This window comes from Corynebacterium sanguinis (genome assembly GCF_007641235.1).
Classification (GTDB): Bacteria; Actinomycetota; Actinomycetes; order Mycobacteriales; family Mycobacteriaceae; genus Corynebacterium; species Corynebacterium sanguinis.
The window spans coordinates 2,138,631-2,151,816 of record NZ_CP038157.1; the positions used below are offsets into that span (position 1 = coordinate 2,138,631).

General features: G+C 67.2%; 12 protein-coding genes and 2 pseudogenes. 2 read left to right on the plus strand and 12 right to left on the minus strand.

All coding sequences use genetic code 11. The features are described 5' to 3' along the window. Positions 1–152 precede the first annotated feature (152 nt). The 3 genes from E3227_RS10320 to mnmA all read right to left on the minus strand — a co-directional run bounded on the left by E3227_RS10320 (position 153) and on the right by mnmA (position 2,363). The gene (locus tag E3227_RS10320; protein WP_144318396.1) at positions 153–998 is read right to left on the minus strand and encodes a uroporphyrinogen decarboxylase/cobalamine-independent methonine synthase family protein; all 846 of its coding nucleotides are present in this window, start codon (positions 996–998) and stop codon (positions 153–155) included. Further along, positions 995–1,150 (minus strand): hypothetical protein, encoded by a 156-nt coding sequence (locus tag E3227_RS11485; protein ID WP_006840829.1) that lies wholly within the window; start codon positions 1,148–1,150, stop codon positions 995–997. Before E3227_RS11485 ends, E3227_RS10320 begins: the two co-directional genes overlap by 4 nt. Before the next feature lie 133 nt (positions 1,151–1,283). Continuing rightward, positions 1,284–2,363 carry a tRNA 2-thiouridine(34) synthase MnmA gene (mnmA, locus tag E3227_RS10325; RefSeq protein WP_144318397.1) on the minus strand — a complete coding sequence of 360 codons (1,080 nt, stop codon included), beginning with the start codon at positions 2,361–2,363 and terminating at the stop codon, positions 1,284–1,286. Between mnmA and E3227_RS10330 the strand changes: the two genes are divergently transcribed. After that, positions 2,362–3,189 (plus strand): spermidine synthase, encoded by an 828-nt coding sequence (locus E3227_RS10330; protein WP_144318398.1) that lies wholly within the window; start codon positions 2,362–2,364, stop codon positions 3,187–3,189. The two genes, mnmA and E3227_RS10330, sit on opposite strands and share 2 nt — an antisense overlap. Here the strand turns inward: E3227_RS10330 and E3227_RS11960 are convergent. The 4 genes and pseudogenes from E3227_RS11960 to E3227_RS10350 all read right to left on the minus strand — a co-directional run bounded on the left by E3227_RS11960 (position 3,116) and on the right by E3227_RS10350 (position 6,758). Further along, positions 3,116–3,916 (minus strand): annotated as a pseudogene (locus tag E3227_RS11960) (phosphatidylglycerol lysyltransferase domain-containing protein). The gene E3227_RS10330 and the pseudogene E3227_RS11960 overlap by 74 nt on opposite strands. Beyond that, a pseudogene (locus E3227_RS11870) lies at positions 3,885–5,543 on the minus strand (phosphatidylglycerol lysyltransferase domain-containing protein); the annotation flags it as partial. The pseudogenes E3227_RS11960 and E3227_RS11870, both read right to left, overlap by 32 nt. Next, the gene (locus tag E3227_RS11765) at positions 5,540–5,923 is read right to left on the minus strand and encodes an alpha/beta hydrolase (RefSeq protein WP_246062682.1); all 384 of its coding nucleotides are present in this window, start codon (positions 5,921–5,923) and stop codon (positions 5,540–5,542) included. The gene E3227_RS11765 and the pseudogene E3227_RS11870, both read right to left, overlap by 4 nt. Beyond that, entirely contained in the window at positions 5,859–6,758 is a 900-nt protein-coding gene (locus E3227_RS10350) for an alpha/beta hydrolase (protein ID WP_246062683.1), read from the minus strand. The genes E3227_RS11765 and E3227_RS10350 overlap by 65 nt, the downstream gene beginning before the upstream one ends. A 20-nt stretch (positions 6,759–6,778) precedes the next feature. Between E3227_RS10350 and E3227_RS10355 the strand changes: the two genes are divergently transcribed. After that, positions 6,779–7,402, plus strand: a complete 624-nt coding sequence (locus E3227_RS10355; RefSeq protein ID WP_144318402.1) for an alpha/beta fold hydrolase — start codon at positions 6,779–6,781, stop codon at positions 7,400–7,402. Positions 7,403–7,411: 9 nt separating this feature from the next. On the opposite strand, the gene E3227_RS10360 is transcribed toward E3227_RS10355, so the two are convergent. From E3227_RS10360 to E3227_RS10380, 5 genes are all read right to left on the minus strand, one after another. Further along, positions 7,412–8,479 (minus strand): glycoside hydrolase family 25 protein, encoded by a 1,068-nt coding sequence (locus tag E3227_RS10360; RefSeq protein WP_144318403.1) that lies wholly within the window; start codon positions 8,477–8,479, stop codon positions 7,412–7,414. Between the two features lie 65 nt (positions 8,480–8,544). Continuing rightward, entirely contained in the window at positions 8,545–9,669 is a 1,125-nt protein-coding gene (locus tag E3227_RS10365) for a cysteine desulfurase family protein (RefSeq protein ID WP_144318404.1), read from the minus strand. Positions 9,670–9,771: 102 nt separating this feature from the next. Then, on the minus strand, positions 9,772–10,926 hold the full coding sequence (locus E3227_RS10370; protein WP_144318405.1) for a THUMP-like domain-containing protein: 1,155 nt from the start codon (positions 10,924–10,926) through the stop codon (positions 9,772–9,774). Further along, a complete protein-coding gene (locus E3227_RS10375) occupies positions 10,916–11,716 on the minus strand; it encodes an NUDIX hydrolase (RefSeq protein WP_144318406.1) in 801 nt (266 codons plus the stop codon). Before E3227_RS10375 ends, E3227_RS10370 begins: the two co-directional genes overlap by 11 nt. A 25-nt stretch (positions 11,717–11,741) precedes the next feature. Then, the gene (locus E3227_RS10380) at positions 11,742–12,593 is read right to left on the minus strand and encodes an ABC transporter ATP-binding protein (RefSeq protein WP_144318407.1); all 852 of its coding nucleotides are present in this window, start codon (positions 12,591–12,593) and stop codon (positions 11,742–11,744) included. Between the last annotated feature and the right edge of the window lie 593 nt (positions 12,594–13,186).

The window sequence follows — 13,186 nt, forward strand, 5'->3', positions numbered from 1 at the left end:
GTGGAGTGCGCGATATGCGCGGAATGCCATGTCACGACCTGGGGTTTTTCCTTTCCGACGCCCCACATCGCGCGGTACAAACCACGCACACGCAAAACCCCGGATGCACAACGCCAACAGCACCCCTTTTTTGGCGGCGCGCTGCGAAGTATTCAGCGCAGCCCCTCCGACATCTCGCGCGCCTGACGGTAGTTCACCGCGGCCTCTGTGAGTGTCGCCGCCGGGCGCGCCCACACGTCGAGGCCCACCGCCGCCGGGTCGATCCGCAGCTCGTCGAGGAAGCGCCACACGGTTTTAGGTTCGGCGGGCGCGATCGCCAGGCGTGTGCCGTTTTCAATCAGGGCCGCCACGCGGTCTTTTCCCGCCGCGTCGAGCGTGGCTACGTCCACGGTGAGCCAGTCGGCGTCGACGAGCGCGGTGGTGTGCAGGAGGTGGGCGTCGAAAAGCGAGAGGCGTTCCTGCGGCTCAGGCACCGCGCGGATCGTCTCGAAGTCGGTCGCGCCCTTGAGCCGGCCGCGCATGATGTCGGGCAGCGCGGGCTCGTCGAGCTGCAGGATTGAGGTCGCGCCAAGACGCTTCTCGACGTCCGCCCGATGCGCCACGATCGCCTCTGACAGCGCGTCCGTCACATCGCGCAGCGCCCCCGGGTCCGTGATCATCCGGTGCCCGTTGGCCATCTCAATGCGAGCGGCCAACGTCCACGGCCCGACGAGCTGCACCTTAATCTCCTCGACCTGACCCGCCCAGATTTCTTCGAGAACGTCGAGGTCGCGGGCCATCTGGTCCTTCGCGGCGCGGTGCTGCGTGGCCACGCGCCAGGTGCGCGGGCCGCGGTCGATGGGGATGTCGAGCAGCGCGGCGGTGCGCCCGACGAGGTCGGAGCCTAGTCCGCGGTCCGGCAGCTGCGGGATGTGCGGCGTGGGGCTCTCCCCCACCACGATCTCGGCGGCCTTTGCCAGATCGGTGCCTGGCAGTTCGCCGAGGCCGAACGCGGTCACTTGTTCGGTTCCTTAGGCAGGAAGATCACCGTCAGCGCCAGCGCCGCGGCGACCAATCTCACCCACCACGGCCAGCCTTGCACGGACGCGACGAACATCAACACGATGAGCAGCGTCGCGATGACTTTGGCGGGTGTCTCGGGAATCCTCATGCGGGCCACGGTAGCACCATTGGTTGCCGCGGGCGGCCGGCTGCTTCCCCCTAAACTCGGACACCCCGAACTTGCCCCGGGTTTAGGCGGAAGACCCCCACTTTTACCCGTCCGGGTTTAAGGCGAGGAGCGCTCAGGCGGTGTGGCAGATGGTCCCGGAGCCGAGCACCACGTCACCTAATGCATCCGGGTCAGGCAGGTAGAGCACCGCGGCCTGGCCGCGGGCCACGCCCTCAAGCGGCGAGTGCAGGGCCAGCACCATTTCGTCGCCCTCGACACGCGCGTCGCACCCGACGACCCCGCCGTGGGCGCGGATCTGCACGTTCGCCGTAAACGTCCCGTTCATCGCCGGGTGCAGGACCTTGAGCCTGTCAGCACGGATCTCGCGCACCTCAAGTGCCTGACGCGGCCCGACGGTGACCACCCCGGTGGCGGCGTCGATGTCGGTGACGTAGCGGGGTTGCCCGTCGGCGGCGGGAACGCGCAGGTCAAGCCCGCGGCGCTGGCCGATGGTGTACTGGAAGGCCCCGTCGTGTTCCTTCAACTCGGTGCCGTCGGCGTCGACGATCATCCCCGGGCGCATTCCGATGGAGCGGCCCAGAAACGCCTGGGTGTTGCCGTCCGGGATGAAGCAGAGGTCGTAGGAATCCGGCTTGGTTGCGGTGGAGAAACCGTGGCGCTTGGCCTCCTCGCGGATCTGGGGCTTCTCGGTGTCGCCCACGGGGAAGATGCAGCGGTCGAGCTCGGCGCGGGTGAGCACGCCGAGGACGTAGGACTGGTCCTTGAGTGGATCGGCGCTGCGGCGCAAATTGCCCTCGTCATCGACAATCGCGTAGTGGCCGGTGGCCACCGCGTCGAAGCCCAGGGCGAGAGCCCTATCGAGCAGGGCGGCGAACTTGATCTTTTCGTTGCAGCGCAGGCAGGGGTTTGGGGTCTCGCCGTTGTCGTAGGACCAGATGAAGTTGTCGATCACCTCGGCCTTGAAGCGGTCGGAGAAGTCCCACACGTAAAACGGGATGCCCAGCTTGTCGCAGACCCGGCGCGCGTCGGCGGAGTCCTCCAGCGAGCAGCAGCCGCGCGCGGACTCGCGGGTGGCCTGGGGGTCGCGCGAGAGCGCGAGGTGGACACCGACGACGTCGTGTCCGGCGTCGACAAGCCGGGCGGCCGCCACCGAACTATCGACGCCGCCACTCATCGCTGCCAAGACCCGCATGTGCGGCAGTGTACTCTCGCGAGGCGTGCCACCAAAAAGCCAGTTCTACGAGATCGACAGCGGCGTCGCCGAGGTGATCTATGAGCACGACGGCTCGCTGACCCTGCTGGTCGGCGGCGTGCCCAGCTCCTCGATTGTGCCGGGTGAGCCCGACCGGCTCGATTTCGAGTACATGCGTTGGATCGCGGACTTTCTGAATTCGGTCAAGCGCTGGGACAAGGCGAGGCTGACCCACCTCGGCGGGGCGGGCTGCTCCCTGCCCCGCTACTTCGCGCACGCCTGGCCCGGCAGCCGCAACACCGTCGTCGAGATCGACAGCGAGTTGGCCGTTTTAGCCCGCGAGCTTTTCGACGTCCCCCGCGCCCCGGCCGTCAAGATCCGCGTCGGCGACGCGCGGGAGGAAACGGACGGGTTCAAACCGGCCACGCGCGACGTGATCATCCGCGACGTGTTCGCCGGCGCCACCACGCCGCACAACCTGACCACGGTGGAGTTCTTTGCGGCGGCGCAGGCGTCGTTAAGCGAGAGCGGCGTCTACGTTGCCAACTGCGGCTCGCACGCCGACTTAACGGAGGCGAAAGAGGAGCTGGCGGGCATGGCCGAGGTGTGGCCGCACATCGCGGCGATCGCCGATCCCCCGATGCTCAAGGGCCGCCGCTACGGCAACATCGTGCTCATCGGCTCCAACACTGAGCTTGAGGCGACGCCGCAGCTCACGCGCGAGCTGCTCAAGGGCGCGGTGCCGGCGCACTTCAAGGGTGAGGCGTGGGCGCGGGCGCTGGCGACTTCCCCGCGGCGCGATCCTGCCGGGCGAGGAACTCCCTGACCACCCCGGCGTAGTCGCTGGCGCGCATCGTGGGAAGGTAGCAATTGACCACGGCCAGCGCGATGGAACCCAGTGCGAGTTCGTCGTCGTAGGCGAGGTACCAACCGGAATGCGTCGGGTGGAACTTGTACTTCGACGCCGCCAGGGAGCGAAAGCCGTAGAGCGGCTCGATGCTCGCCCCCGCCTTGTCGAGGATGACCTCGAGAACAGACTCCGGCTCGCCGGTTCGCGCCAACGGAGCGCCGGAGAGCGACACCCACTTCACCCCCTCGTCGCTGGCGATCTGGGCCGCCTCCGCCAAGAGGAACTCGATGGTGGGACGGAACCCGTCCGGGTCGCGGCGCATGAAATCGAGGGTGTAGCCGACCTGCTCTCCGCCCTCGTACACGGGCAGCCAGCTTGTCACTCCGTGGAGGCGTCCGTCGTCGCCGATCGCGAGTCAAAGCTTCGTGCCTTCGACCGAGAGCTCGTCGACGCTGCCGAGGGTAAATCCCATCTCCGGCAGCGCCTTGTCCGACATCCACTGCTCGGACAAGGCAAAGATTTTCTCGCGGGTCTCGACATCCAGCTCCGCCCAGCTCGTCCACTGCGCCGTAACCCCTTCCTTGCCGGCACGGTTGCGGGCGGTGCGGATACTTTGTAAACTTCTTGCCCTTGAATTCCAGGTTGTCTGCGTGGAGCAGCGACTCTTCCGCGACGTGAACCGTGCGGTACCCGGCGCGCGCAAAATCCTCCGACACCGAGTACCAGGCCACGCGCCACCCCTGTTCCGCGGCGTGGGTCTCGAACGCGTCGGCGACCTCGTCGCGTGTCGTGCCTGCGCCAAAGACGGGCTCGCCGAGGGTGACGGCGACGTTGTTGGAGATGCGGTAGGCCACGTACCCGGTGCCGCCTCCGGTAAAGAAGTACCTGTTGCCGTCCCACAGCCCCATCCACGCGAGGTGGTCGCCGGTGCCGCGCATCAGGATCTCCTTGGCGCGGCCGCGTTCGCTCTCTAGCGCCCCCGACGGCGCCGATGTCAGCGCGCGGTGCAAAAAGTAGATCGCCGCGGCCCAAAAGGCGATTCCGACCCACTCGTAGAGCAACCACGACAACGAGCTCTGCGGGATCACGTAGGGTGGCCAGAACAGCGCGATGACCGGCGGCATGAAGCGCAGCGGTGTTTCCAGGAGCACATCGCTTAACGACGCCCGCTCCACGAACCCGGGATTGGCTATCGCGCCCACAACCCAGATCGACGCGCACACCGCAAGCGCCGCCAAGGTTCCAACCAGCGCAGGGCGCCACTGCGAGCGCACGCAGAAGCGCGACCGCGTCGCGATCAACACCGCGAGCACGACGAGCCACGGCAGGACCACGAGGGCGACGTTAAACGCCAGGAGGAAGGAGTCGACCCACCCGACGAGCTGCACGAAAATCACCGCGAGGCTGATAAGGGTGCTGACCACGGCGAAGATCCAGGCGAGGCGGCGGCCACGGCGAAGCCCGAGCGCGACCACGAGCGAGGCGACCAGCGGGGCGATGTTGAGCAGGAGCGGCCCGAGGCCGCTTTGCTGGTTGATCTGCAGCGCTTCCTGGCACGTCGCTGAGTCCGCGTCGACGCAGCGCAGGAGGACCTCGTTGGCGGCCACGGCGGGTTCCCACATCAGTTGGCTGACGTCCGCGAACGGCCCGTGGGCCGCGGGGTTGAAAGCGACGAGCACCGGCCCCAGCGACACCGCCGCAAAAAGCACGGCGACGAGAACGCGTGATTCGCGAACCGAGGCACCCCGGCGGGCGATCTCGGCGCCGACAACCAGGTGCCCCGCCGCGCAGCCGATCAGGACCGCGCTGAAGGCGACTACTGCGTTGAGGGAGCCGTCGTAAAGCACGAGCGTGGCTGTCAGCGCGATGAGCACCAGGCGCACGCGCCGGCGCCACATCACCCCCATCGACGAGGTGGTGAACGCGAGCGAGCCGAAGATCCACGCAGCGGGCGAGAGGTACGTTTCGTTGACCAAGTCGCCACCCCACTGGTTAAAACCCGCCCGCTCGACGATGATGGCCGCGACCGCGCCCGTCGGCACCGCCACCGCGTGCGACGCAATCGCCGCCACGGCGAAGCGCCGCGTGGTCAGCAGGACCTCGGCGGGTACCGCGAAGACCAGCAGCGCGAGAGACGAGTACACCATCCCGGCGACGTGTGAGCTGGTCAGGCCCGCGGTGAGCAGGGAGGCGATGTGCTCCTCCCCCGCCAACCCGTAGACGAGGACGTCACGTCCGCGGGAACCGAACACGGCGAACAGGGTCCACATGACAACGAGCATGGACAGGCTCGCCGGGACCCTGGCCGCGAGGGTTCTTACCCTTTTCATTTCAGCCCACCCCTTTCGGCGACGAAGTCGAGGTTGTCACGAAACGCCACGCGCCACACCTGGTAGCTGTGTGAGCCCGGCACCGTGTCGTAGGTAGTGTCCATGCCCGCGGCGCGGGCAAGTTCGTTGAGGTGCGACAAAGCGGCGGTCGACATCTCGTCATCCTCGCCGGCGACGAAGCGTCCCGCGATCCCATGGTAGTAAGACGTGCCGCGTGCCTTGTCCAACAGCGTGGCCGCGTTGACCCTCTGAAACGCTTCCTCGCTGCCGCCGAAGATCTGTTGCACCGTCTTTACGTGGCTGCCCACATTCGGCTCAGCCTCGCCGGAGAAGTCTAGAACCGAGCCGTACGCCTCGGGGTGATTGGTGATCACCTGCATCGCGCAGGTCCCGCCGTAGCTCAACCCCCCCGACAGTCCACCTGGACTGGTCGTCGTTGACGTCGAAGTTCGCCTTGATCATCTCCGGAACCCGTGTGGAGATGTAGGTGAGCACCTTGTGCTCCGGGCCGTCAGAGCACGCGGGGTTGCCCGTTTCCGACCCCGTGGCATCGACGCTGACCACCACGGGGGCCTCCCCGTTGTGCCGGGATTGGAAATCATCCAGCGACTGGGCGGCATCGCCCTTGGTAAACCAGTCCATCGGGCTGCCCGGGCTGCCCGCCATGATGACGAGCACGGGCAGGTCGTGGTTTCTCCAGTAGGCGGGCGGAACGTACGCCACCGCGTCGCGCATCGGCGCCGCAGACAACGTCACCAGGGCGCCCACCTCGCGGTCATGGTCCTTCGGCGGAGATTTCATGGATTTAAACTGGTGCGCATCCACGCTCGCCGCCACGGGGACGGGGTAGAACGACCCGACCGTCGGGTACTCCTGGTACACGAGGTTGGACACCAGGTAGGTGTTGGCGAGCGCGACGACCGCCACCAAAGACATCACGAAGCGCCGGCCCTTCTGCACCACTGCGACGCACACCACAAACGCAGCCGAGGCCCCCGCCGCATAAATCACCCACGGTACGGAATCCGGGAAGGGTTTGGGCCACACTTCGAAGCCGAATACCGCGACGGCGAGCAATCCAAGGGTGACAAGCCCCGCAACGCGGGTGCACCGGTTGAACGGCACCACCGCAAAGAGCGTCGTCGCGATCACGATGGCTGCGATGGCGATGCCGGCACCCGGTGAGACCAGCGCAAGAGATCGTAGAGCGTCCACGTTTTGTAACGTAGACCCCCATGGCCCTGTTCTCCCACATTCCGCGCATACTTCCCGACCCCTCCACAGCGACCTCCCAGTCGAGTGGGCGGGTTGTTGTCGCAGTTCACGGCACGCTCTCAGAACCCTTTGTGTTTCGCCCGCTGACCGAGGCTCTCGCCGAGCGCGGCGTAGACCTGATTGCGCCGACTCACGGGGACCGGGGAACGGCTGCGATCGACAGCTCGGCTGAGGACGTCGCCCGAACCATCCTGGAACTGCCGGACACAGTCACGCGGGTCGACATCGTCGGCCACTCCAGTGGGGGCCTGGTCGCGCTTCGCGCCCTGGAGGATGAACGTGTTCGCGAGCGCGTGCGCACGGTGGTGGGCCTCGGTGCCGCGTGGCGCGGCACCGACCACCGCGCGTGGTACCGCCGCGACTGGCTTGTCGGCCCTCTTCTCGGACAATCCTTCACCGAGCTCGAGGACGTCGGCGAGCCAGTAGTGCCGTGCGGGGTAGACATCGTCTCGCTGGTCTCGGATGCCGACTCGGTGGTTCCGACGTCGTCCGCGCGGCTCGGGCGCGTTGTTGAGATCTCCGGGGTGCCGCACACACAATTGCCCGGATGCACCACCGAGGTGCTCCGGGCATTGGGGCTGTAGGGCCGTGCGCTACTTCTGCGCGTTGTTGAGCAAGATGAGCAGGTCGCCGACGGAGTAGTCTCCGACCATCATCGCGCGCAGGTCGCCGACGGGCAGCTTGCCCTCGGCAGCCAAGCTCTGGACCGCGGAGGCGATATTCGAGGCGTCGTCCGGGCTGAACCCGAACTGCGCGGCGGCGTCCGCGATCTGCGGCTGGTTCAGGACCCCGGTGGCCAGGCCCAGGATGGCCACCACGAGGGCCGTGTTGTCCTGGCCCAGGACCTCAAGCTCGCCGGATTCGGGGACCTGGAAGGACTCGAGCACGCCGCCGCCGGCGCTGTGGTTGCCCGCGGAGAACGCGCCGAGGTCGGAGTCGGAGCCGTTGAACACGTTGAGGTCGACCGGGGTGCTCACGCCGGGGACGCGGCCGGAGTCGGAGCGCTGCCAAAACGAGATCTTGTCCCAGCCGCCGACGGGGCGCGGCGCCTGGTTCTGGTACGCGGCGAGCCACAACGGGTACCCGGTGAAGGCGGATGTGTCGTTCATGCGCTCGTACCAGAAGTAGCGGTAGGTGTAAATCATCGGCTTCGTGCCGGTGGAGCGCTCGAGCTCGGTGAGGAAGGTGCCCGTCCACGCGGCCAGCGCGGTCGGCGACAGTCCCTCGTCGACCTCGAGGTCGAGCACCGGGGGCAGGCTAAGGGCCGGGCCGTTGCTGATCACGTCGGCGAAGTGCTTCGCCTGGGCTCTCGGGTCCTCGGCGGGGCGGGCGTAGTGGTACGCGCCGACCTTCAGCCCGGCTGCGGCCGCGGCGTTGGCGTCCTCGTCGTAGAACTCGTTTTTCCAACCGTTTCCTTCGGTGGCCTTGACAAAGGCGAACTGCTGGCCGCCCGGGCCGGCGACGCTGCGCCAGTCGATGGGCTCGCCGCCGGGGCGTTGGTGGCCCGCGACGTCGACGCCCTGGACGACGCCGGGGATGTTCTGCGCGCTGGCGCCGGTACGCATCGTTGGGCTAAACGGGACGGCGACGGCGAGCACCACGGTCAGTACGGCCGCGGTGAGCGCAGCAAGGACGGGCGTGAGTCTGCGGGAAGCATGCATGTCCCGCACCATACCGGAGTTCAACCACACAAGTACCACATGACACACGAACAACAACTAAAACATCAGAGTGCACCGGCCACACGCGCCCGCTTAACCACATCCACTATTTCGCGCACCACCTTTTCCACGTCGTGTGCCGTCGTGGTCCTGCCGAGGCTTAACCGCAGCGCCCCCGCAGCATCAACCTGCGGCACCCCCATCGCCTCGAGCACGTGGCTGGCGCGGTTGACACCCGCCGCGCACGCCGACCCCGTCGACGCCTCGATCCCGCGGGCGTCGAGAAGCATGATCAACGCGTCCCCGTTCGCGCCCGGGAACAGGAAATGCGCGTGACTATCGAGCACCGGAGACGTCGTGGTCAGCCGCGCGTCGGGTACCGCCGCCAGCACCCCGCGCACGAGCTCATCGCGTAACGACGCCTCCCGTACCCGCTCTGACTCCATCTCAGCCACCGCCTCCCGCAGCGCCACGGCCGTCGCGACTGCCGAGGCCACATCGACTGTGCCAGGGCGCAGCCCCCGCTCCTGACCGCCGCCGGTGAGCGTGGCAGCGGGCGCCGGCGAGCGGCGGGCCAGCAGAATGCCCATGCCCCGCGGCCCGCCGAACTTGTGTGCGCTGGCGGCGAGCGTCGTCATTCCGAGCTCATGGAAGTCCACAGGCTGCTTGCCCACGACCTGGACCGCGTCGACGTGCAGCGGCGTGCCCGCAGACGCCGCGCGCGCCGCGGCCTGCGCCACCGGCTGGATCGCACCCGTTTCGTTGTTCGCCCACATCAGCGCCGCCACCGCCGCCGGGGCGTCGAGGGCCCCGAGGTCGTTGACAACGCCCGCCATATTCACTGGCAGCCACTGCGCCTTGGCACCCTCAGTCACGGCGAGGGACTTGACCGTCTCCAACACTGCCGGGTGCTCGATGGGGCTGGCGACGATGCGCTCGTTGGCGCAGGCCCGAAAGAGCCCGCGCACCGCGATGTTGTTGGCCTCGGTGCCCGAGCCGGTGAAAACCACCTCGACGGGGTCGGCCCCGAGCGCTTCGGCGATGTCCTCGCGCGCCTGCGCCAGCACCGCGGACGCCTCGCGCCCCGAACGGTATTGCCCGCCGGGGTTGAGCTGGGAGGAGTACTCTACCCAGGCATCAATGGCGCACTGGCGCATCGGCGTGGTCGCGGCGTGATCGAAGTAAGCCATGGGCCTAGCTTATCGACGCTCCGGTGACGCTTCACCCGAAACTCAGACGCATCAACATGGGCCGAGTTTCGGTGGAACACATCCATGTTGACCCGTCTGGGTTTAGGCGGAAGGCCGCTGCCCCCACTGGCGTGCCTCGCACACGTACGCCACCGCGCTCATGCCCACGCGCGCAATCACGACCCCCATCTGCCGGCCACCCTTGAGCTTGAGTCGGCCGCGCAGCTGGTCGGGGTCAACGTCGACGCCTCGCACGAGGATTTCTACCCCACCGGCGCCGTAGCCGGACAGTGCGGCCTTAAGCTGGCGCACCGGCACCGCGTCGAGCACCCGGAAACCGCTGTATCCGGGAGGGATACGATCCCCGCTCAGGAACGCGATGTGCTCATCAAGCATCCGCAACCCGTAGCGCGCACCCCAGTGGCGCACCAGACCGGCGCGGATGATCGCCCCGTCCGGCTCGATGACGAAGGCTCCCGGCGCACCCACCGGCACGACATCGGATTCACCCGAGGTCACGGTCTCGCTGAACCCATCGCTGCGCAACACAACTGCCTCACGCGTGTGCCCGCCCGCGAGCCCAGGCGTGTACAGGCACGCCTCTTTCACGGCCCCGTCGACGGAAACCACGCTCACCAGACCCTCCCAGGCGGAGTAGTCGATACCCGGCGCGCACTTGACCGCCATCTCGGACCCCTGGTAGACGTCCAGCAACTCCGGCAGCGGGGGCACGAGCTGCGCGGGGTCAGTGATCCTGCGGCCCCCGGCGCGCCTGGCTGGGTCGGCGACGATGACCGCGCCGCGGGCGACGGGCGCCAGAGCGTCCGCCCGCGCGAGCCACGCACCTGCGCCGAGGTTGTAGCGCGCCATCGACAGGCGCACGGGGTCGATGTCCGAACCGAGCCAGTCCATTCCCGCGAAGGCCGGTGCTTCGGTGCCCACGGAGCAGGTCACGTCGTGAACCACACGAGCCCCGCTGTCCGCGATGCGTTGCGCGCGCACGTTCGCCACCGGCGCCGGTGTTGCCTGCTCGGCCGCGTCAAGGTCCGTCAGCCAGCCCGCGGGTAGCTTGCCGGCGGCCGACCGGCGTGCGCCGATCAGCTCCATCACGGCGCGTGCGTTGTCGCCGAAGCGCGATGCGAGCAGGGCACGGTCCCCGAACACCGATGCCTTGGTCAGTGCGACCTCGGCGGCGATCTCATCGATCTCGTCCGCGTGGGCGGCAAGAAAAGCGACCTCGGTCAGGTTAAAGCTCAAAGGGTCTCCCGATGCGGTCTTCCGGGCGCAGTGTGAAAAATTCCGCGTACCGCGGGTTGCTGATCGCGTCGTCGGTAATCGGCGTCATGTCCGCGCCTTTCGCCGCCTCCCACAGGGACTGGGAGGTGTCAAAGTTGGACAGGTCGAGGATCTGCGCCCACGTCGACGGGGCGAAGCGCACGAGCCCGGCGCGCCAGCCGTCGAGAAGCAGGCCCGGCGGAAACCAGTTCGCGTCGTCGGCTTCCTCGGTCGCGCCATCTGGTTCCTGGCCCTCGGGCAACTGAGCCAGCCACGTGAACGTGTCGAACTTCGTACCGCGCTCGGAACGGCCGACCCAGCGCGCGTACGGCGCGACAAGGTCTGCGGGAACGCGAAACTGGTTGTCGCGCAGAACGTCCGTCAGCGACAACTCGTGAGATTCCAGGCGCAGACGCTGGCTGTGGAAGGGGCGCGCGTCGACAGGCAGAGCACCGTGCTTGTCGACGGCCAACAGCGTGCCCGTTTCCTCGAACAGCTCCCGCACGGCGGAAAACAGCAGCGCGTGCGCAGTTTCAGCGCTGACCTGCAGCTGACGGCCCAGCGACTCGGCGGAGCGGCCCTGCAACAAATCTTGCGCCCCCGCTCGCGACGGGAAGTCGCGGCTGTCCACCCCGCCGCCGGGAAACACGGTCATGCCCGGGTAATTGGGCATGGACATCACGCGCTCAAACACCCACACCTCGAGGCCACTAGCCCCGTCGCGGGTCAGGATGACCGTGCTGGCGAGGCGCGCGTCATTGACACTGACCACAGCCCATCACCTCCTTCCCGGCATCCTACTTGGCGCGATGCGTTCCCCCGCGGCTGGTGCGCCGCGCCGTGTACCGGCCGTCACGCGAGGTCACCTCGATCGGCTGGTGGTAGGCCCGGCTGACGTTTTCGGAGGTCAGCACGTCGTCGATAAGCCCCTGCGCGACGACCTCCCCCTCGTCGAGAAGCATGGCGTGCGTAAAGCCCGGCGGGATTTCCTCGACGTGGTGGGTAATCATCACGATCGCCGGCGCGTCGGGGTCCATCGCGAGATCGCCGAGATAGGCGACGAGGTCCTCACGCCCGCCCAGGTCCATCCCGGCGGCCGGCTCGTCCATGATCAGCAGCTCCGGGTTCGTCATGATGGCGCGCGCGATCAGCACCCGCTTGCGTTCGCCGTCGGATAGCGTGCCCCAGGTGCGGTCGATCAAATGCATCGCACCGACCTGCTCGAGCACCTCGAGCGCCTGGTCATAGTCCATCTCGTCGTACTCTTCGCGCCACCGGCCCAAAATCGCGTAGCCGGCGGAAACGACGAGGTCTCCGACCCTCTCCTCCGCCGGAACGCACTGCGCCACCGCCGAGGATGTCACGCCGATCTGGGCGCGCAGGTCGCGCATGTCGGTGCGGCCGAGCTGCTCCCCGACCACAAACGCCGTACCCGCTGACGGGAATTCCTGGGCCGACGCCATGCGGATCAAGGTGGTCTTGCCCGCGCCGTTGGGCCCGATGACAACCCAGCGCTCGTCGAGCTCGACCTGCCAGTCGATGGGGCCTACTAACGTGGACCCGCCGCGTGCGAACTCCACGCCCTGAAAGTCGATGAGCAAGTCGGGGTCGGTCTCCGGTTCAATTGCACGATCAGTCACGCTTTCCATTGTGGACTAAAAGGGCTCATCGCGTTATCAAGTGAATTGATCTTTTCCCGTGGGCCGGCACAGCGGTTGGGGTTTGGCGTTTTTGTCGTGTTTATCTGCGGAGGATTTCTCGTCGCTGGTTGACCGTGACATTTCAGGCGGCGAAAAGTCACAGTCAACCAACTACACACCCCAAAACCCCAGGTCACCCCCAACACAACTAGCTCGACCGTGACATCCCAGGCGGTGAAATGTCACAGTCAACCCGCCGCGGACGGCAAAACCCCAGGTCGGGTCCGGCAAGATTGGCTCCACCGTGACATCCCAGGCGGTGAAATGTCACAGTCAACCCGCCGCGGACGGCAAAACCCCAGGTCGGGTCCGGCAAGATTGGCTCCACCGTGACATCCCAGCCGGTGAAATGTCACAGTCAACCCGCCGCGGACGGCAAAACCCCAGGTCGGGTCCGGCAAGATTGGCTCCACCGTGACATCCCAGGCGGTGAAATATCACAATCAACCCGCCGCGGACGGCAAAACACCAGGTCGGGTCCGGCAAGATTGGCTCCACCGTGACATCCCAGGCGGCGGAATATCACAATCAACCCGCCGCGG